The 18948-nt window shown below is 55.8% G+C and carries 15 protein-coding genes and 3 pseudogenes; 6 read left to right on the top strand and 12 right to left on the bottom strand.

All coding sequences use genetic code 11. The features are described 5' to 3' along the window. Nucleotides 1-66: 66 nt before the first annotated feature. A complete protein-coding gene (locus tag ACVWZP_RS09605) occupies nt 67-1989 on the bottom strand; it encodes a methyl-accepting chemotaxis protein (RefSeq protein ID WP_046384001.1) in 1923 nt (640 codons plus the stop codon). Nucleotides 1990-2531: 542 nt separating this feature from the next. Next, nucleotides 2532-3542: a zinc-dependent alcohol dehydrogenase family protein gene (locus ACVWZP_RS09600; RefSeq protein ID WP_046383999.1), complete on the bottom strand. Its 1011-nt coding sequence runs from the start codon at nt 3540-3542 to the stop codon at nt 2532-2534. Between the two features lie 56 nt (nt 3543-3598). Between ACVWZP_RS09600 and ACVWZP_RS09595 the strand changes: the two are divergent. Further along, nucleotides 3599-4431 (top strand): annotated as a pseudogene (locus ACVWZP_RS09595) (tyrosine-type recombinase/integrase); the annotation flags it as partial. A 384-nt stretch (nt 4432-4815) separates the two neighbouring features. Here ACVWZP_RS09595 and ACVWZP_RS09590 read toward each other — a convergent pair. Together ACVWZP_RS09590 and ACVWZP_RS09585 are read right to left on the bottom strand one after the other, a co-directional pair. After that, a complete protein-coding gene (locus tag ACVWZP_RS09590; protein WP_046383998.1) occupies nt 4816-5106 on the bottom strand; it encodes a DUF1330 domain-containing protein in 291 nt (96 codons plus the stop codon). A 38-nt stretch (nt 5107-5144) separates the two neighbouring features. Further along, nucleotides 5145-6161 carry a zinc-dependent alcohol dehydrogenase family protein gene (locus ACVWZP_RS09585; RefSeq protein WP_046383997.1) on the bottom strand — a complete coding sequence of 339 codons (1017 nt, stop codon included), beginning with the start codon at nt 6159-6161 and terminating at the stop codon, nt 5145-5147. Between the two features lie 88 nt (nt 6162-6249). Here ACVWZP_RS09585 and ACVWZP_RS09580 point away from each other — a divergent pair, with 88 nt between their 5' ends. Beyond that, nucleotides 6250-7155 carry a LysR family transcriptional regulator gene (locus ACVWZP_RS09580; protein WP_079443481.1) on the top strand — a complete coding sequence of 302 codons (906 nt, stop codon included), beginning with the start codon at nt 6250-6252 and terminating at the stop codon, nt 7153-7155. A gap of 171 nt (nt 7156-7326) precedes the next feature. On the opposite strand, the gene ACVWZP_RS09575 is transcribed toward ACVWZP_RS09580, so the two are convergent. Further along, nucleotides 7327-7767 (bottom strand): hotdog fold domain-containing protein, encoded by a 441-nt coding sequence (locus tag ACVWZP_RS09575; protein ID WP_057005557.1) that lies wholly within the window; start codon nt 7765-7767, stop codon nt 7327-7329. Nucleotides 7768-7902: 135 nt separating this feature from the next. On the opposite strand from ACVWZP_RS09575, the gene ACVWZP_RS09570 reads away from it, so the two are divergent. Then, nucleotides 7903-8523 (top strand): TetR/AcrR family transcriptional regulator, encoded by a 621-nt coding sequence (locus ACVWZP_RS09570; RefSeq protein ID WP_046383995.1) that lies wholly within the window; start codon nt 7903-7905, stop codon nt 8521-8523. A 106-nt stretch (nt 8524-8629) separates the two neighbouring features. On the opposite strand, the pseudogene ACVWZP_RS09565 reads toward ACVWZP_RS09570, so the two are convergent. The 4 genes and pseudogenes from ACVWZP_RS09565 to ACVWZP_RS09550 all read right to left on the bottom strand — a co-directional run. Beyond that, nucleotides 8630-8887: pseudogene (locus ACVWZP_RS09565) on the bottom strand (winged helix-turn-helix transcriptional regulator); the annotation flags it as partial. A gap of 288 nt (nt 8888-9175) precedes the next feature. Continuing rightward, nucleotides 9176-10384, bottom strand: coding sequence for an MFS transporter (locus tag ACVWZP_RS09560; RefSeq protein ID WP_046383994.1), 1209 nt, complete (start codon nt 10382-10384; stop codon nt 9176-9178). 88 nt (nt 10385-10472) lie between these two features. Next, nucleotides 10473-11495: an alpha/beta hydrolase gene (locus ACVWZP_RS09555; protein WP_046383993.1), complete on the bottom strand. Its 1023-nt coding sequence runs from the start codon at nt 11493-11495 to the stop codon at nt 10473-10475. Between the two features lie 45 nt (nt 11496-11540). After that, nucleotides 11541-12590: an NAD(P)-dependent alcohol dehydrogenase gene (locus ACVWZP_RS09550; RefSeq protein ID WP_079443483.1), complete on the bottom strand. Its 1050-nt coding sequence runs from the start codon at nt 12588-12590 to the stop codon at nt 11541-11543. A gap of 164 nt (nt 12591-12754) precedes the next feature. Here ACVWZP_RS09550 and ACVWZP_RS09545 point away from each other — a divergent pair, with 164 nt between their 5' ends. Further along, nucleotides 12755-13675, top strand: coding sequence for an AraC family transcriptional regulator (locus ACVWZP_RS09545; protein ID WP_046383991.1), 921 nt, complete (start codon nt 12755-12757; stop codon nt 13673-13675). A gap of 628 nt (nt 13676-14303) precedes the next feature. Here the strand turns inward: ACVWZP_RS09545 and ACVWZP_RS09540 are convergent. Next, entirely contained in the window at nt 14304-15578 is a 1275-nt protein-coding gene (locus ACVWZP_RS09540; protein WP_046383990.1) for a glycoside hydrolase family 68 protein, read from the bottom strand. 874 nt (nt 15579-16452) lie between these two features. Beyond that, the gene (locus tag ACVWZP_RS09535) at nt 16453-17055 is read right to left on the bottom strand and encodes a phosphoribosyltransferase family protein (RefSeq protein WP_457369704.1); all 603 of its coding nucleotides are present in this window, start codon (nt 17053-17055) and stop codon (nt 16453-16455) included. Between the two features lie 56 nt (nt 17056-17111). On the opposite strand from ACVWZP_RS09535, the gene ACVWZP_RS09530 reads away from it, so the two are divergent. Next, entirely contained in the window at nt 17112-18008 is an 897-nt protein-coding gene (locus ACVWZP_RS09530) for a universal stress protein (RefSeq protein WP_046383989.1), read from the top strand. Between the two features lie 56 nt (nt 18009-18064). After that, nucleotides 18065-18376: pseudogene (locus ACVWZP_RS09525) on the top strand (hypothetical protein); the annotation flags it as partial. 70 nt (nt 18377-18446) lie between these two features. Here the strand turns inward: ACVWZP_RS09525 and ACVWZP_RS09520 are convergent. Next, a complete protein-coding gene (locus tag ACVWZP_RS09520; protein ID WP_288076558.1) occupies nt 18447-18899 on the bottom strand; it encodes a VOC family protein in 453 nt (150 codons plus the stop codon). Between the last annotated feature and the right edge of the window lie 49 nt (nt 18900-18948).

Below are 18948 nucleotides of genomic sequence, written 5' to 3'. Positions count from 1 at the left end.
TACGATGCTGGGGGCAGTCCAATGAGCTTGCAAAGTGTCTAGAGAGTCCGTGGCGATTCACATCGGTCAAACTTTGAAGTGACTGACAAGTTGCTGTAACTGTACCCCCAGGCGCGCGAGTTCGATACTGGAGGCCGCTGTCTCCTCACTAGCTGAGGCGGTCTGCTCAGACACGTCGCGTACACTCAAAATGCTGCGGCTTATTTCCTCCGCCACCGAACTTTGTTGTACTGCGGCGGCAGCAATCTGTTGGTTCATGGCTTGAATCCCAGAAACCGTCTGAGTGATGCTAGCTAAAGATGCGCCTGCTTTACCTGCCAACGCCACAGTGCTATCGGTTAGTTCGCGGCTGCTCTGCATAATACTGGACACCTGACGTGTTCCACCTTGCAAGCCTGCCACCAAGCTTTCTATTTCCTCAGTGGACTGCTGAGTACGCTGAGCCAGTCCTCGTACTTCGTCAGCGACCACTGCAAAACCGCGCCCTGCCTCACCTGCGCGAGCAGCCTCAATGGCCGCGTTAAGGGCCAATAAATTAGTTTGCTCAGCCACCGCCTTGATCACGTCCATGATCTTGACGATGCGCCCACTTTCTTGTTCAAGCTTATTCATAGCTTCCGCTGAACGCCCGACTTCGCTGGACAAACGCTCAATCTGGGCGATGGCTTCCGCGACTACTTTGTCACCAGCGCGCGCCTGAGCATCGGCCTCTGATGCGGCAACGGAAGCTTGTTCCGCATTCCGCGCAACTTCATGCACAGTGGCCGACATTTCGTGCATCGCGGTAGCCACTTGGTCGGTCTCGGTTTTCTGGCTATTGACCCCAGCGCTGGTCTGCTCAGTGACAGCTGAAAGCTCTTCCGCTGCACTGGCGATCTGGGTGACTCCATCGCGGATACCACCGATCAGATCGCGCAAGGTACTACCCATGCGCTGAATACCTTGTTGCAGCACACCCAGTTCGTCTCTACGGGTCACGACCATGTTTTGCGTGAGATCGCCCGCTGCAATGCAATCGACCACAGCCAGAGTCTCCTGCAATGGGCGGGTAATCTGGCGGGTGATTATCAGAGCTGCAAGAAGCCCCAATAACATTGCCAAAGCAGTGCAACTCAACTGCAGCGTGCGGGCCTGAGCACTATCTGTTTCAAGGGCGGCCAGCTGTCTGGCATACATTTCATCAGTCAGGCGGGTGATGGCCTCTCCGAAATTGACAGTGTCCTGCACGGAGTGGTCGATAGCCCCATTACTGGCTGTAAAGTCCTGCACTGAGCGGCGGTAAGCCATCAGAGCGGTTTCCAGTTGCCTGATAGGATCGGCATAGGCGGCACCAAAGGTGTTGTTGAGGGTTTCAATGCCCTTGAGCGCACTATCAAGCTGGCGGGCGGCGGCTTGTTCCGTAGTGCTGTTGGGATTGCCGGTGTAGCCACGAACTTCATAACGCACCAGCGCGACATCCTCTTTGGCCTTGAGGATGACTTTGTATAACTCATAACGGCGCTGATCAGAGACTGGCATTGCTTCTACGTCATTGATGAGCTTGGCAATCAGCGCGGCGCCTTTGACCGCATTGGTGGCCATTTCCTTACGGGTGGCCGCACTATTGCGATAGGCCTCGCGCATCGTATTAATTGCCATTTGATACTGAGTGGTGGCTTGGTTGATCAGCGCAAGACTTTGCAAGTTTTCAGGTAGCTGCAGTTCTTTTGCGAGGCTTTTTTGCTTGGCGACAAACAGTTCCAGCGCATCCTGGATCAATGCACCTTGTTGCTCGTCACCCTTGTCCACCTGATACTGAAAACGGGCCCTCCGTAGATGATCAAGACGGTTGCCGAGTTCGGTGATGCCGGCCATTCGATTACTACGGTCAATCATTTTTCCCAAGCTGAACCAGCTGGTCGCGGCAAGGATGGCGGTTAGAAGGAGTACAACAGCAAAGCCCAAGGCCAGCTTGAGCATGACGCTGATATTCGCGAGCCAAGAGTTCATAGCGTTCCTTTGGTAATCAGCCGTGACCGATGAAAACTGGCGCGGTCATCTGAGAAGGGGGGGTAGGTATAATCAATATTGATATGGATGATTGGATGAATATAGCACATTGATGGCTTGGTGCCATCACAAGCTTTTAATGATTTCGACGATACGTGTCAGAATGGCGACAGCTAGAAAAATGAATCGCCCAGGATTCTCTAGACACCTTGCAAAAAGTTATACAAGGTGCTCGATTTCGTAAAAGGGTGGTGGCCGGCCTATGCAAGTCGGCATGCAATCCTACCGATCAATCACTACGCTCCACCCTGAAGCCTCTCTAGGTGGTTTTGACATCTGCCGCACTCAGGAGAAAGTCCGGTTAGCGCATTGCTTTCAAGACAGGACGGTTGCAGAGGTCGCATACGCCGTCATGAACAGTGAGAGGCAACTATTGTGGGTGGGTTTTTCCAACATTGAGGTCTGAATGACGAACCTTGCAAGCCGTGAAGAGCTAATCACATGGCGAACCTTAAGGTCTTCTCATGCACAGTTATGCGCGCTTAGATATCCAGACAAATTTTGCCGAAATGCTTGTTGGTTTCCTGATACTTGAACGCTTCGACAATCTCGTTCAAAGGGAAATGACGATCAATAATCGGACGCATACCATTAGCATTGATGGCTCGGATCATGTCTTGCTGCTGGCTGCGGCTGCCCACCAATACACCCTGCAGACGTACTTGCTTGATCAGTGCGGGTACAAAATTCATTGCACCGCTTACGCCACTCAGTATCCCGATGATGGAGATGTGACCAGCAACCCGAGTTGCAACCATCGATTGCTCGAGAGTCGCGGGGCCGCCGACTTCTATGATGTGATCAACACCACGGCCACCCGTTAGAGCGCGTGCAGTTTCACCCCAGTTAAGGTCTTTGCGGTAATTGATCACATGATCAGCGCCTAGTCCTTTCAGACGTTCAAGTTTTTCGTCGCTTGAAGAGGTAGCAATGACGGTAGCGCCGGCCAATTTAGCGAACTGCAGAGCGAAAATTGAAACGCCGCCAGTGCCTTGGACGAGCACGGTGTCGCCCGGCTTGAGTGAGTCATCGGCCATCAGGGCGCGCCATGCAGTAAGGCCGGCAGTGGTGAGCGTGGACGCTTCAGCATGGCTGTATCCGATAGGCGCGAGAGTGAACGATGTGGCTTTGGCCGTCACTTGCTCACGAGCGTAGCCGTCAATGCCATCACCTGGCACGCTAACAAAACCCTCAACCAGTGGCGCACCATTGATCCACTCAGGGAAGAATGTACTAACGACCGAGTCACCCACCTTGAATTCAGTGACATCTTCGCCGACAGCAATGACTTCACCTGCGCCGTCGGCCATGGGGATGCGTTTTTCACTAGGCCCCCACATACCGCTGACCACCGCGAAGTCGTGGTAGTTGAGCGAGTTGGCGTGAAGGCGCACTGTGATTTCGCCGCGCGCTGCGGCCCGTACTTCGCTACTGCCAACCACAACCTTTTCATAACCGCCACCGGGTTGGACGAAGATAGTTTTACTGCTCATAGGGGATTCCTTGTGTTTTCTAATTACGCGAAATTACGACCGTTCGGCAAGCCTGAATCACCGGCAATGACTACACGATAGGCGACACGGATGGGCTTGCGCTCAACGTGACGGCCCGCGGCGGGAAAATCTGGCGTTTCAATACTGCTGGGCGGGCGTGCAGAAGCGTATGTCTCTCGGTAGTTATCCGCAAATCAGCCTCAAAGAAGCCCGTGCGCGACGTGATGAGGCGCGCGCCTTGGTCGCCCACGGCATCAATCCCTATGAGCACCGTAAACAGCAGCGTCGTGCTGTTCGTTTTGCGGCAGAGCAGGCCTTCGAGGCCGTGTTCAATCAATGGGTGGAGTTCCGCAGGCTGAGCCTGAAGGAGGGGCGCCAGAGCACGCTCTCGCAAATCTTGAGAATCTTCAATAAAAACGTCCTGCCCATACTGGGTGGATGGTCTATCTACGACATCAATCGTCGCGATCTGCTGGATTTGCTGAGCAGGATCGAACAGCGCAAGGCCTTATCGACAGCTGAAAAGTGTCGGACCTGGTTTAATCAATTGTTCCGCTATGCGTTGGTAAAAATCGAGGGGCTAGAACACAATCCGGCTTCAGGCCTGGATGTGGTTACACTTCGCAAACCTCCTGTTACTCACAATCCATTTCTCCGTATGGAGGAGTTCCCGGCCTTGATGGCTGCTCTTCGAAACTACGGTGGCGCCAACCAAACTCGGCTTGGCCTTCGGTTGTTGCTGCTGACCGGTGTCCGCACGGGCGAGTTGCGGCTGGCGACACCCGACCAGTTCGATTTGGAGAAGCGTTTGTGGATCATACCGGCGGAAGTGGTGAAACAACTCCAGCTAGCGATGTGCAAGCCAGGTAAGCAGATCCAAAACGTACCGTGTCGATGCGAATGTGCTGGAGACGTCGGGTACTCGGATCGGCATGCCGATCGCTGTTGGACTGGTCAGCGACGCGGGTTGAGATCCGGTCGAGACGGGCAATTTGGCCTCGGTCATGCCTTTTCAGCAGGGTGGGCCGTGTTGGCGAGCGCACCTTACTGCTCCCCAATTGCGTCGTCGTCTGAGTCTGTCTGACGCATAACCCATCACCATTTTGCCGAGTGTCCCGACGTGTGGTGATAGGCGATCAGGTGACCGGGACTGCCACATGACCTAGCGAAAAAGCTCGCAGGTTCCCCTGCGCGCTTCATTTCCTGATTAGTAAGCCTAGGTAAGTGTCCTTCGACGGCCGACACAGGGTTCTGGATATCCTCGGTAGGCGTTCTAACTTACTCCGTCTACGACAAACCCTCGATAGACTGCACCCTTGAGCCTGTGTCCAACGATGGACTGATACGCGTCGCCGTGATACCAGGCCTTGGCTTCGTCGAATGTCGGGAAGGAGAAAAGTACAACGCCTTCTGGTAATTCCCCTTCAAACGCCTCAATCCGTTGATAGGCTGAAAGCATCGTGGACTGCAGGCCGGCAAGAGCAATGGTGGCTTTTTGTGCATAGATATCAAGCTCATGCTGATCGAGCGTTTTCTCTCGGATGAAGATTACATAAGCAGTCATGATCTGTCCCGTTAGCTATCGTTGACTGGGTCATCACATCAGTGGCTGATAACGACCTTGCCAAAGACGTCACGTGTCATGAGTTTTTCATACGCCCGCTTGGCGTCCCCAAACTCAAAACGACTGTCGATTACAGGGCTGATTCCATGTGCGGCGATGCCTGCGATCAAATCTTCCAGATCTTGTCGATTGCCCAGGGCGATAGGCTGGTATCGCGCCTGGCTCATGAACATGGACATGAAGTCGACGCTGCCTTCCAAGCCCGCGAGTACCCCAACCATCGAAACCTGGCCACCCACCGCAATGGCTTTGACCGACTCCTGGAAAGTGCCTGAGCCACCCACCTCAACGATGCGATTGACGCCATTGCCGTTGGTAAGCGCCCGGACCTGCTGCGACCATGCGGGATGGGTTTTGTAGTTGATGATGTCGGCTACGCCCAACAGCTTGAGCTGTTCGGACTTCTCATCGCTGGATGTCGTGGCAATGACGCGCGCGCCCAGCGCTTTTGCAAACTGGATGGCGAACAACGAGACGCCTCCCGTTCCCTGTGTCAGTACCGTGTCGCCTGCGCTTACTCCTTTGACCGCAGACCACGCAGTGACCGCAGCACAAGGTAGGGTAGCGGCCTCTTCAAAGCTCAGACTGCCAGGAATGTGGGCCAGAGCGTTTTCTGATGTGACGCGGTAATCTGCCAGCCAGCCGTCGACATCATATGAATACTGGGAATACTTTCCGGTGAACGGCCCGTCAATCCATTCAGGGAAGAATGAGTTCACGACTCGATCCCCAGTGACGAAGCGAGTCACTCCCTCGCCAACGGCGATCACCTCACCTGCACCATCGGAAAGAGGGATGGTGCCCGATGGTACGGGCGCTGTGTAGTGTCCTTGCAGAATGAGGATGTCTCGGAAATTCAACGAGGAGGCGCGTACGCGGACGACGACTTCGCCTGAGGCCGGAGTCGGAATCGCTATGGCACCGTTGACAAGGCCATCGAGCCCGCCAAATTTTTCGAGGTGATAGGCGCGGTTTTGTTTGGTTTCAGCATTCATGAAGCAGTCCTTTCTAGGGGGTTGATACATTATTTTCCCCTTGAATGCCGTGGTTGATAATCCACTGCCACCTACTCATACTGTTTAGATGAACTACACAATCGGACGCGGTGAGTTAGATGGGGTTCTCGTGTTCTTGGCGGTCGCCGAGGCGCGCGGCTTCCGGGCGGCTGCGCGCCGCCTTGGCATTACGCCATCAGCTGTTAGTCAGGCGATACGCACATTCGAACAGCGAGTGGGAGTGCCACTGCTGGCACGAACTACCAGAAGCGTCGGACTGACTGAGGCTGGAGCAAGACTGCTGCTTCAAGTGCGGCCTGCTGCTCAGCAGGTACTTCTGGGAATTGAGTCCGCGCGTAACTTCGGTGAGTCTGTAACCGGGCTGCTTCGAATCAGTGTTCCCAGGCCAAGTGTTCCTATGCTGACAGAACGCTTCGTGCCTGGGTTCCTTAGCGCGAACCCGGGAATACAGCTTGAATTTGTCGGTGATGATCACCTGGTGGACATCATTGATGAAGGTTGCGATGCCGGAGTACGACCGCGTTCATATGTACACGCTGATATGGTTGCGGTACCTCTGACCGCTGAGGAACCCAGCATTGTGGTCGGCTCACCGTCCCTGATCGCGCGCTATGCGCGGCCTCTGCTACCTGATGATATCTTGGGCCTGCCGTGCATCACCTATCGGCAGGCGGGTATTGTGCTGGACAGCTGGACATTCAGCGTCTCGGGCGAAAGACACGTAGTGCGCGTCCGTGGTCCGTTGATACTGGATGATGTGGCCGCTTGTATTCACGCCGCGGAGCGAGGGGTCGGATTGTTCATGCTTCCGCGATCTCTCGTTGCGCGCCATATCCACGCTGGAACACTTGAAGTCTTACTCGAAAGCTTCTCGGTGACCTTTCCCGGATTGGCGCTTTATTATCCCAGTCGGCGAAATGTGCTGCCCAAACTTCGTGCATTCATCGACTATGTTTTAGTCAGCAGACCTTGATAAGGGCATTGCAGTTTGAATCGCTCCGGGTTTTCTAGACACTCCCCAAGCTCGCCGTGCAGCGCTTTTCAAACTCTACCGGGACAGTTAATTGTTGAAATCATGACGCATTTTTCATGCTCGCAGCGGGAGCGATTTGGCTCGGCATAACGCCGAGCCTATAGAAAAGGCCTAAGCGATTTTCACATTCATCGTGATTCTGGCAGTGAAAACTTTCACGCCACCCTCGTCGAAGATATCAACCGGAACGAACTTGTCGCCGCCGGTTTTCCAGTCAATACCGCTGCCATCAGCTACAGCTCGAATGCTCGATTTTGCTTTCGCGAGATATTCAACGGTCATGCCTTTCGGAATCCATTTGGCGCCTGAAGGAATCGAAGCGTCAGTCATCATTCCGCCCGCGAGCTCGGCTGCGTTGCACAGGGCTATCGCGTGCACAGATGCCAGATGGTTGGTGATTTCCTTGCGAAACGGCACGTTAACGACTGCATGGCCTGGGCTGAGCTCTGAAATCTCAGGGGCGATCGTGCTGAAGTAAGGTGCCATTTGGCAGGCCATATTGCTGAACGCGGCGGGGCCTACGCTATTGAACATACTTAGAGCTTGACTCATGAGATACCCTCGCGGTTGGTTGCAGAATAATATTCTGTAACGGAATAATGTTCTGTGTTTATGGAGACTGTCAAGCCAAGCTTTCTTTACGGTGCGTTCACCCTATAGACTCCGCTTCATTTGGCGTTTCCCCTCATGCATTCAACTGATCTGATCGAGCGTATCTATCCGGGAAGGCGTAGCGAGCTCAAGCGCACAATCCTGCGCCGAGCACTTGCCTGCTTTAACGAGGTAGGCATCGAAGCCACAAACATCGAAACCATTCGGGCTCAATGCGAAACGAGCGTAGGCGCTATCTATCATCACTTCGGCAGTAAAGAGGGACTGGTGGCCGCTCTTTTTTTCGCTGCGCTAGAAGATCAGGCAGCGCTCCGAGATAGCTATTTGCAAAAAGCACAGACGGCTCAAGCGGGTGTAGCGGCTCTGATCTATAGCTACGCTGAATGGGTCGATGAGCAACCGGACTGGGCTCGCTTTGTTTTCCAAAGTCGCTACGCCGTCTCAAGTGGGCCTTTCAACGGTGAATTGCTTGAACGCAATAAACAACGCAACAGGCAGTTGCTGGACTGGATGAGTGTCGAGGGCCGCAAGGAACAGTTCAGTCATCTTCCTGTAGAACTCTTACCGTCACTCATCATCGGCGCGACGGAAAGCTATTCGCGTGCCTGGCTTTCCGGGAGGGTCGAAAAAAGCCCGAAGCAGTATCAGGACTTTCTCGCGAAGGCTGCTTGGAATTCGATTACGCAAATTGACTAGATAGCTAACTGACTTTTGAGTAAGCGTTGGAGGTTCTGAATCAGCTGGCTTTCAAGGTGCAGGAGGCACGTCGCACATCACTTCGGCTGCAGTGAATCGCTCAGGTTTAAACCGCCCCATCACCTTTGCGGGTGCTGTTAGCTTTTCGGCCACGTGGATTTGGATTTACGGGGACGCTTTTCCCGTACTCGCTCCACCAGGTGGCGAGTGCCGCCATCGTCGGCCCGAGCGCACTCGCCTTGGCTGTCATCTCATATTCGACGCGCGGTGGTACTTCCGCGAAGACTGTTCGCGAGATCCGGCCATCGTTTTCAAGCTCTCGGAGTTGCGCCGTCAGCATGTGTTGTGTGATACCGCTAATCGCAAACGCACAAGCGGAGTTGGGCTATTCAGCCTCCCACCTTGTGCCTTTGATGATCGTGGTCAAAGTACTGGGTCCTGCCACGATTCTCTGGCGCTTTAACGTGGCGCTCAGTGATCTGGCTTATGTCGGCATGTTTTATCATCTGCTGCTCTCCGCCCTAGCACACCTGGGTGTTCGCAAACCCAAAGGTTTTCTCCCGGCAGTCGTAGCACTCATCCTCTTGGCCGCCTCCTTCATGACACAAAACGCTGTTCGCGATAAAAGATGCCTTGGCGTGTCTTGTGTTTTTTATGCGATGTTCACCGATGCAACCGGCTCCCGCGTGGCAGAGCGTGCAGCCAGGAAGGCAAGCACAGCCGCCACGCCCAGCAATGCTGCGCTCAACTCGAAGGTTGCGCGATAGCCGCTCAAGTCAAACACCAGCCCGCCAACGGTTGCACCCGAGGCAATGGCCAGTTGAATGATCGCCACCATTAAGCCGCCTCCCGCTTCAGCAGCCTCTGGCAATGTTCTGGCCAGCCATGTCCACCATCCCACTGGAGCCGCCGTTGCAACCAGTCCCCAGAGACCCAGCAAGACAGTGGTGGTGGTCGCCGAACTGCCGAATGAAACGAGCGCCAGTGCGATCACCGCCATCAATATCGGAATGACGATGAGGGTGCGATGCAGGCCATTTTTCAAGAAGGCTTCAATCAGGAAGGTTCCCGCGAGCCCAGCCAGACCCAAGACGAGCAACATCAGCGATAGCGTGGAAACACTGACGTGCGTGACCGTTTCAAGGAACGGGCGCAGGTAGGTAAACAGCATAAACTGCCCCATGAAAAAGACACTGACCGCCACCATGCCTAACGCGACCGGTAGGCTTTTCATCAACTTGAAGACATTCCCAGTGCCCGAACCACTTTGTGACTTCATCGCCGGAAGGCTAAATAGAAGCCAGGCAGAGGCGATCACCGCGACCGGAATAACGCACAAAAATGCACCGCGCCAGCCGATCAACGCGCCAAGGAAACTGCCCAGCGGCGCTGCAATCACTGTTGCCAGAGCGTTGCCGCCGTTGACGATTGCCATGGCGCGAGTGATCTGGTCTTCAGGCACCAGGCGCATGGCGGTTGCGGCCGACAGCGACCAGAAGCCACCTATCGCTACCCCGATCAACGCGCGACCGATCATGAACACCCAGTAATTCGGCGCGAAAGCGACCACTGTTCCCGAAATGATCATCAGCACAGTCAGTGACAGCAGCAGAGGTTTGCGGTCGACCCGCGCCGCCACCGAAGCGATCAGAAGGCTGGTGAACAGCGCAAACAGCCCAGAGACAGAAATGCCCTGGCCCGCTTGCCCCTCGGTGATATGCAAGTCGGCGGCAATCGGCGTCAGCAGGCTGACGGGCATGAATTCCGATGCCACCAGCACGAAGGCTGCAAGCGACATGGCTAATACCGCGCCCCACGATTGTTCAGCTTTCCGGGGGGCGTGGAGGGAGTGGTTGCTCATTGATTGAATCCTGTCATGCGCGAAGCGTTGCGGCCCCGTAAATGAGGCCGCGCGAGAGAACCGGTGCCCGGCCAGGGGCACCGGCCATTTACTTCAGGTTGCTTTTGAAGAACGAAGTCAACTTAGCGAATGGAATGAGGTTGACCCGGTCGTAAAGATCCACATGTCCGGCATCTGGAATGATCAGCAGTTCTTTGGGTTCGGCAGCGCGTTTGTAGGCGTCTTCACTGAACTCGAGCGAGTGTGCCTTGGCACCAGCAATGAACAGCAGTGGGCGAGGGGAGATCGAATCTATGTCGTTAAACGGATAGAAGTTCATGAACTTCACGTTGCTGGTCAGTGTAGGCATGGTGGTGGTCTGCGCCGATGCGCCGGCAGGCGTAACCTCGCCACGCGGGGTGCGGTAGAAATCGTAGAACTCGTCACCCACGGCGTTACCGGTCAGCTTCAGCGGCGTGCCGCTGGTATAACGGATTTGACCACCCTGAAACTCTATATCACGCTGCTGCGCCGCTTCGCGAATGATCTGCTGACGTTGTTCCGACGTTACGCCATGCTTGAGGCCGTTACGATTGGCTGCGCCCATGTCGTACATGCTGACGGTGGCGATCGCCTTGAGGCGCGGATCAATCTTGGCCGCGCTGATGGCGAAGCTGCCACTGCCACAGATGCCAATGACGCCAATAAGCTCGCGATCAACAATGGGTTGAGTGCCGAGAAAGTCCACGGCGGCACTGAAGTCTTCGGCATAGATATCAGGCGAGACCGCTTGGCGAGGTGTGCCCGCACTTTCGCCCCAGAAGGACAAGTCCAGCGACAGCGTGACAAATCCCTGCTCGGCCATTTTGGTGGCGTAGAGGTTTGCGCTTTGCTCCTTTACCGCGCCCATGGGGTGGCCAACGATGATGGCGGCGTTTTTCGTTTTCGGGTCGAGGTCTTTCGGGGTGAACAAGTTGCCCGCGACTTTCATTCCGTATTGATTGTTGAAGGTGACCTTTTCCACCGTCACTTTGTCGCTTTTGTAGAAGTTGTCTGCACCGTTTGACATATCGGCTCCCATCGAAGAAAAAGAGGTAACAAGTAGCCCGAGGGCGAGAAAAATACCTTTCACTGGATCATCCTTTCGGTTGAGTCGTTACCGGCTGGAGTCTTTCGACTAGCCAACCAATGTGGCGTTGTCGATCACAAAGCGATACTTGACGTCACCCTTGAGCATCCGTTCGTAGGCGTTGTTGATCTGATCGGCTCGAACCAGTTCGATGTCGGCGACGATGTTGTGCTCGGCACAGAAATCCAGCATCTCCTGTGTTTCAGGGATGCCGCCGATCATCGAGCCGGCAATGGTTCGGCGCTTCATGATCAGGTTGAACACGTTGGGTGATGGATGCGGGGAGGCGGGGGCACCGACCAGCGTCAGCGCTCCGTCGCGCTTGAGCAACACCAGAAACGCATCCAGATCGTGGGGCGCTGCGACGGTATTGAGGATGAAGTCGAAGCTCTTGGTATGCGCGGCCATCTCCTCAGCGTTGCGCGATACCACCACTTCGTCCGCGCCCAATTCCTTTGCCGCTTCGCGCTTGGATTCCGATGTGGTGAATGCCACGACATGGGCGCCCATCGCATGGGCCAGTTTGATGCCCATGTGGCCTAGCCCACCAATACCGACCACGCCGACTTTCTTACCCGGCCCGACGTTCCAGTGGCGCAGCGGCGAATACGTGGTGATGCCCGCGCACAGCAGCGGTGCGACGGCGGCCAGTTGTTGCTCGGGATGGCGGATGCGCAGGACGTAACGCTCATGCACCACAACGTTTTGTGAGTAGCCGCCGAGCGTCCAGCCAGGAGCGTCTGGGGTAGGAAAGTTGTAGGTTCCGATCATGCCGTCGCAATAGTTTTCCAGGCCGGATTCACAGTCGTCACAGTGTTTACAGCTGTCGACGATGCAACCGACACCGACCAGATCGCCGACTTTGAATTCCGCTACATGGGCGCCGACCGCCGATACGCGGCCGACAATTTCGTGTCCCGGTACGCAGGGGAACTGCGTGCCTGCCCATTCGGCACGCACCTGATGCAAGTCCGAATGGCAGATACCGCAGAAGGCGATGTCGATCTGAACGTCATGGGTGGCGGGGGAACGGCGACTGATCTGCAAAGGCTCAAGGGGTTTGTCGCCCGCATGAGCACCATAGGCTTGTACAAGCATGGGAGAGTCCTCGATGGTGTGTCGGATGAACATTTTCCCGCTCTGCCCTGACTGCAAACAGTGCATTGCGCTGGATTACTTGCCTGATTCTATGAGTCTGCGTTCTTTTGCAGGACGGTTGCGCGCGGGCGAGTTAGAGTTCAGCGAAGAGGTACGAGACGAACATGATGCCCCCACACGAAACCCCCACATCGCCCCAAGAGGCGCTCGTCCAGGTCATTGGCTCGCGGGTCTTGAAACCCGGTGACTACGCAACATCGATTGCGGGTCTCGGCTTCTTTAGGCGCGAACACCCGTCGCCGCCTGTTGTTTGCATGGTCGAACCGAGCATCATTCTTGTCGCCCAAGGCGAGAAACAGCTGTGGGTAGGCGGTGAGGGTTATCCGTATGACACCTCGCGTTTTCTGGTCACCTCACTGGATTTGCCGGCCAACTCGGAGGTGCTCAAGGCGAGCCCGGAGCAACCGTGCCTGGGCCTGACGTTCAAGCTCGATTTGCGCATGCTGGCAGAGCTGATAGCGCAGAGTGATCTGCCGCCCACCCGTGAACGCTCGGCCGCGAAAGGGGTAGGCATCGGTTCAGTGACCGCAGCCATGCTGGCGCCGTTCGAGCGCTTGTTGGCGCTGCTCGATGAGCCGGAAGCTATTCCTGTTCTCGCCCCCTTGATCCAGCGTGAAATTCACTACCGTCTCTTGAAAAGTGATCAGGCTGGCCGGCTTCGACAGATAACTTCTGTCGATGGCCAAGGTTATCGGATCGCGAAAGCCATCGATTGGTTGAAGTTGAATTACACTTCGGCGCTTAGAGTCGATGAGCTAGCGGCCCGTGTACAGATGAGCACGCCAACCTTCCACCACCACTTCCGCCAACTCACCGCAATGAGCCCCTTGCAGTATCAAAAATGGCTGAGGCTGAACGAGGCAAGGCGATTGATGCTCAATGAACACCAAGACGTATCCAGTGCGGCTTTCAAGGTTGGATATGAAAGCCCCTCCCAGTTCAGCCGCGAATACAGTCGATTCTTTGGTGTTGCGCCTAAACGAGATATCGCAGTGTTACGAAAGGGCAGGCTAGCGACATTGTGAGGTCTTCTTGGCGAATCAGATCCGAGCAAGGGTCCGATTCACCAGCCGCTGCTCGGGTGGCGATAGGGTACGTCCCGCCAGTTGCACGATGGCGCACTCGATACACATGTCCGATGGCAAAAGTTCGGGATGTAACAGGCGCGCAAGTTTACTAGGCCGCCATTACGGGCGTCATGCTCCAGCCAAGAGTTTCAGGTGAACAGGAGGTTGTCGCCACACAACGTCAGGTCGCGTAGCAACGACGGGTTGTCAAAGGTCAGTTCCCACCAGTATTGCCTGATTCTGTTTCATGATGAACATCGCGCGCAGGCGCGGGGCGAGAGACTTGTCGAGCATCACGAAGGACCAGGCATAGCCCGGCACCTGCGTCGGTGAACGGGGGGAGTCTGCTGGAGTAGTGGATGTTCCGGCCGGCGGTAGAGGGCGGCGGGCCGGGCCAGCAGAACCAATTGGGTGTATACCCGTTACTGGCTGCCTCCTTGCAGCCAGTAACAAAGGGTTGTTACTACGTATTGTTCAAGAGGGTTCCCGAGCAAAGTCGCAGTAAGTTAGGTGGGATATCTCGATCCTATCCGCAACGAGTTTTTCATCGAGCTCAAACCCGCTGCCTCAAAGCCCTGGGTAGCGATTACTTGAGCGTGACGTCGAGCATCGGCGGGATGTAACCGTAGTCGTACTCGGCAACCACGAACGTCTGCTGCCCTTTGATCTTGATCCCCACCGTCGGTGCTTCGGTGCCGCCGATACGAATCTGCGTGCCGGTTTCGTCGGTCGGTACGCTGTCGATAAATGAGGTCACCAGGCCGTTGGGCATCACGCAGTGCGAGTAGGTCTGGAACGGCTGGGAAGACGGATTTCCCAGTACCAGGCCGGAACCGTTCAAGGGTACGTAAGGACCGAACAGCGAATCTGCGACAAAGCCGTACACACCGTCTGGCCCGGTCACCCCATCGGCATAGGTAAAGGTGTGGCTGATGGTGAACAGGTAGTACTTGCCGTCCTGGAACACGAAGTGCGGGCGTTCGGTCTGATCGTTGACGCCTACCGCGGTCAGCAGCGGCGGCAGCATTTCCCAGTCGTCGCCGTCTTCGTCACGGGCCACTGCGATGCCGACACAGGCGGTCTGGAAGCGCGAGTTGCCGACGTCTTCATAACCCGGCGGCACATCACCGACTTCTGCTTCACCGACCTTGTGCGAGCCGCGCTCGCCGGCCACGTTGCCCTCGAACAGCATGTACAGCTTGCCATCCTTCGGGTCGCGGAACGGCCATGGATCACGGAAACCCCAGAAGGCGTTTTGCGCTTCGGTCTGGTACATCTTGCCGTCGGCCTCGAACAGCGGCTTGACCTTCTCGAAGCCGACCAGGCTGACGCCATGCTCGGTGGTCACCACACGGCCACGCACCTTGACGATGGTCGCGCCCGGCGTGACCGCGGTGTAGTACAGGTCCACTTCGCCTTGCTCGTTCAACAGAATCGGCGTGCCGGCCCATTCGCGAACGGTCGGCGAAACCCCTTCAGCCATCACTCGGCCGCCGAGTTCCCAGTTCTTGCCGGTGCGGGAGAACCAGTAGTACATCTTTGCCCGGCCATGGCGATCGTTCCAGTCGCGGGTGATGTCGTAGTTACCGTTCTGGTCGAGGTATTGCGGGTCGTTCGGGTGACGATCCGCAGTCAGGGTGAAGATCACTGACCAGCCATCGACAGAGGTGATGTTGCCGTCGATATCACGCAGCGGCATGGTGTCCCAGATAAACACCTCGTCGCTCAGTACCGGGAAGTTCGCACTGACCAGTGGCTGGGTGGTAGTGGGGTCGTCCGCGCGGACTTTCAGCGCATCGGCTCGGGTCCACAGGCTGGGTTGATGGGGTGTTTTGCCAAATTTCTCAGTGTTGCTTTTCATAGGGAAAAACCTCGTCCATGAATGGATTCAAATAAATACTGATCAAAAAATACTGTATTTATATACAGTCATTTAACTGTAAAAGACTCCGCCCTTCGGGTCAAGGGAAAAAATGCATTTATGCATAATTGAGTTTTTTGTTGAGGCTGATACGTTTCAGCTTGTGATGTTTCTAGAGGTTTGTTCTCGGACCGATCAGCGACGTTACCTGCATGATGCTGGGTAGACGCAGGTGGTCAAATCGATCAACGCTGTCGAACCTTGCAAAGAGTTTTGGTGCGATGGCATGGACGTAGCCCTGCGTCTTCAACGCCTGCATCACTATCAGTAGGAGTCAGGCAATGAACGGTGCAATCGATGCGTGGGCACGTCACCGAGAGGCTCAACCGGCATTAATACTTGCAAGTTAGGGGCTGCGGATTGTGGGTTAAGTCAGTCGAATTAATTTCGCAGCTGTTTCGAAAGCCGACAGCAACGATGCTACCGAGCCAATCAAGCTGATCAGGTTGCCTGGGATCGGGTACATCACCCCAAGGGGTTAGTACCGATACAAAGTCGACTCACCGGAGGTACGGACGAAAACTTGGATGAACTGATGGCGATCTCATCCCAGGCCTAGGTCCGTGAAAGCTACCAAAGCGGAGCTGGTCGGCCAGTCCGTGGCGCCGACGTTTCCCGCTCCAAACATAGCGCTACAGAGTTCCACTGAATTCTGTCAGCGATCGAAACAAGGACCTCCGGGTCCTTTTTTCGTTCCGGCGGGAACCACTGACATCCAGCACCGTCCAGTGCTTTTAAGTCCTGAATTGTTGGCGCCGAGCGTTCTCCACCGCTCAAGCCCGGTGACTCGGCGAAGCCCTGAACGCTTCCACCGTCAGCGGGCGGCGCCGTGTCGTACCACTTCTATGCAAAAGGCCTGTTCGTAGGGCGGTACGTTGCATTCGACAATATCAGTGGCGGCGACTTGCAGGTGTATACCGACAATGTCGGCCCGGATCGGCTGCTGACGGACATGCCGGTCGACCAGTACCGCCGTATGGACTCGACGAGCCCCCAGTTGTGCCAGATATGCGCAAGTGCGCAGGAGGGAATGGCCTTCGAAGAGCACATCATCGACCACCAGAAACGTGGTATTGGCCAGATCCAACCTGCCCAGGGCCGGGTTTTCGGTCAATTGCGTGTAGGTATGCAGCACTTGCAGGTCGTCGGCGTAGCGCTTGACCTGCAGCGGGTAAACAGGGAGTTCCGGCCGGCCGGTCTGACGCGCAATGTACTCGCGCAACCTTTGAGCCAGGGGCTGACCCCTGCGTTCGATGCCTATCAGTGCCGTATGCGTCGGTGGCGCCAGAGGTGTGGGCACAAGCTGCCGCGAGTGAATGTATTGCGTGCCCGGGCACTTGATATAAATCAACTCCAAGGCCGCATCGACGGAGGATTCTGAGTTCATAAAGAAGGTGCTCGGTTCGGCGGTGAACACGACAGTTGTCCGCCATTGCGGGCAATGACAAACGTGCAAGCCCATGGAGTCCGATCATGAGCCAGTATCAACGGTTATTGCTGATCATCAACCCGGCGCTGCGCCGGTCTCAAGCCATGAACCATGCTGCCGCTCTGGCCAAGGTCAGCGGTGCCAGCCTGCACATTGCTGCCTTGATCCCGACCTGGAACCTGTTGTCGCTGCTCGAAGAGGGTGACCGGGAAAAAGCTCGCGAAAATTATCTGCAAGATCATCGCGATTGGCTCAAATACCAGGCAGCTCATCTGCGTGATAGTAATAAAGGTATCGAAGTGACGGCTGAAGCGAAGTGGGCCGACGACCTGCAGCAGGAGATTCTCGATTACGTCGCAGAAATGCAGCCAGACCTGCTGATCAAGCAGGTGCAGCGCGAACCGGCACTCAAGCGTGCATTCATCACCCCGCTGGATTGGCGTTTACTGCGTCACTGTCCGATACCGGTCTATCTGCTCAGCGAAGACGACCTGCCCTTGCCGCGCAAGATCGTGGCGGCGGTCGATGCTTCCAATACCCTTGCCCAGGACAACGAGCTCAATGAACGGATCATCCAGCAGGCTTCCAGTCTCGCCATCCAGTGTCAGGCCGAGTTGCACTTGCTGTATGCCTGCGACATTTCCATGGTGTACCTGGGCGATATGGGCGGCGGGGGCCTGACAATTTCGGACCTTGGCAGGCAGTTGCGCAAAGGTCATGAAAAGTCATTCCTCGAACTGGCCGACCGTTATGGCGTGCCTGCCGACCGGCGGCATTTCATTGAAGGACAGCCTGTCGCGGTGCTCCATGCGTTCACCGATGAGCAGCATATGGATGTGATTGTGATGGGCAAGGTCCAGTCCCACGGACTGGACAAGCTGCTGGGCAGCACCACCGAACATCTCCTGTATCAGGTGTCCTGCAGCATTCTGGCTATCTAGCGCGGCGAGGGCCGCCTATTCCGAAATCACAGGCGTGATCGTCGGAGGAGGTCCTCGTGATCCTTAGTCCCTCATTGCAAACCCTCTTGCCAAACCGCGTCGAGGCCGGTCGACGACTGGTGGAACCCTTGCTCAAATACGCCAACGGGTCTGACGTCATCATTCTCGCGTTGCCCCGGGGCGTTGAACGGAACGCCGATTTGCGTTTGCCGACCAACACCCGCGCCTTGCTCGTTTTCGTACACGGCAGCGGTAGTGGCCGTTTGAGCCCGCGTAATCAATACATGGCCGATGTACTGACCCATCAGGGCTTGGGTTCGCTGTTGTTTGACCTGCTCACGGAAACGGAGCAGCGCCTGGATAACTTGAGGCGTATCAGGATTCTGACGCACGCTCGTTTTATCAATCTCTTCAGGCGTGTATGCCGATGAAGAAATTTTATTCCCGGCGATCATTTCCTCGCGATTTTCCAAGCAAGCGCCGCTTTTGTTTTTCCAGGAAGAACATCACCTCGAGCTTCAGATTATCGGGGTCGAGGAAATAAACCGCATAGTAGCCCTCGCCATAATCCGGATAGTCAGCGGGTGCGTCGACAATCGTAACCGCCTGATCCAGCAGGAACGCGTAGAGCGCATCGACGTCCTCGCGCGCGGCAACCTCGAACGCATAGTGGTGATAGCCCACATCGCCGGTCCGGTGCTTGTGTTTGCGCCCCTGGGCATCGGCTTCGGTGATCCAGAACAGGGTTTCGCCATTGGTCCAACCAATAACCCGGTCGAACTCCCACTCTATGGTGAATCCCAAGAAACCGAGTACCTGATCGTAGAACGCCCTGGAGCGGTCCAGATCACTGACACGAATAGCCAAGTGGTCTATCCCGATGACGTTCATCCTGTCAGGTCTCCTCGATTTCGGTTTCTTGGGACAAAGAGCGCTGTTG

It is taken from the genome of Pseudomonas sp. TE36184 (genome assembly GCF_054060055.1).
This window is presented reverse-complemented; position numbering and strand designations above follow the sequence as displayed.

What these genes read in the sequence shown, in the direction of transcription:
- ACVWZP_RS09585 (WP_046383997.1), bottom strand. Translation starts at nt 6,161, where the DNA reads ATGAATGCTGAAACCAAACAAAACCGCGCCTATCACCTCGAAAAATTT.
- ACVWZP_RS09550 (WP_079443483.1), bottom strand. Translation starts at nt 12,590, where the DNA reads ATGCTTGTACAAGCCTATGGTGCTCATGCGGGCGACAAACCCCTTGAG.
- ACVWZP_RS09520 (WP_288076558.1), bottom strand. Translation starts at nt 18,899, where the DNA reads ATGAACGTCATCGGGATAGACCACTTGGCTATTCGTGTCAGTGATCTG.
- ACVWZP_RS09600 (WP_046383999.1), bottom strand. Translation starts at nt 3,542, where the DNA reads ATGAGCAGTAAAACTATCTTCGTCCAACCCGGTGGCGGTTATGAAAAG.
- ACVWZP_RS09590 (WP_046383998.1), bottom strand. Translation starts at nt 5,106, where the DNA reads ATGACTGCTTATGTAATCTTCATCCGAGAGAAAACGCTCGATCAGCAT.
- ACVWZP_RS09605 (WP_046384001.1), bottom strand. Translation starts at nt 1,989, where the DNA reads ATGAACTCTTGGCTCGCGAATATCAGCGTCATGCTCAAGCTGGCCTTG.
- ACVWZP_RS09530 (WP_046383989.1), top strand. Translation starts at nt 17,112, where the DNA reads ATGAGCCAGTATCAACGGTTATTGCTGATCATCAACCCGGCGCTGCGC.
- ACVWZP_RS09540 (WP_046383990.1), bottom strand. Translation starts at nt 15,578, where the DNA reads ATGAAAAGCAACACTGAGAAATTTGGCAAAACACCCCATCAACCCAGC.
- ACVWZP_RS09560 (WP_046383994.1), bottom strand. Translation starts at nt 10,384, where the DNA reads ATGAGCAACCACTCCCTCCACGCCCCCCGGAAAGCTGAACAATCGTGG.
- ACVWZP_RS09570 (WP_046383995.1), top strand. Translation starts at nt 7,903, where the DNA reads ATGCATTCAACTGATCTGATCGAGCGTATCTATCCGGGAAGGCGTAGC.
- ACVWZP_RS09545 (WP_046383991.1), top strand. Translation starts at nt 12,755, where the DNA reads ATGATGCCCCCACACGAAACCCCCACATCGCCCCAAGAGGCGCTCGTC.
- ACVWZP_RS09575 (WP_057005557.1), bottom strand. Translation starts at nt 7,767, where the DNA reads ATGAGTCAAGCTCTAAGTATGTTCAATAGCGTAGGCCCCGCCGCGTTC.
- ACVWZP_RS09580 (WP_079443481.1), top strand. Translation starts at nt 6,250, where the DNA reads ATGAACTACACAATCGGACGCGGTGAGTTAGATGGGGTTCTCGTGTTC.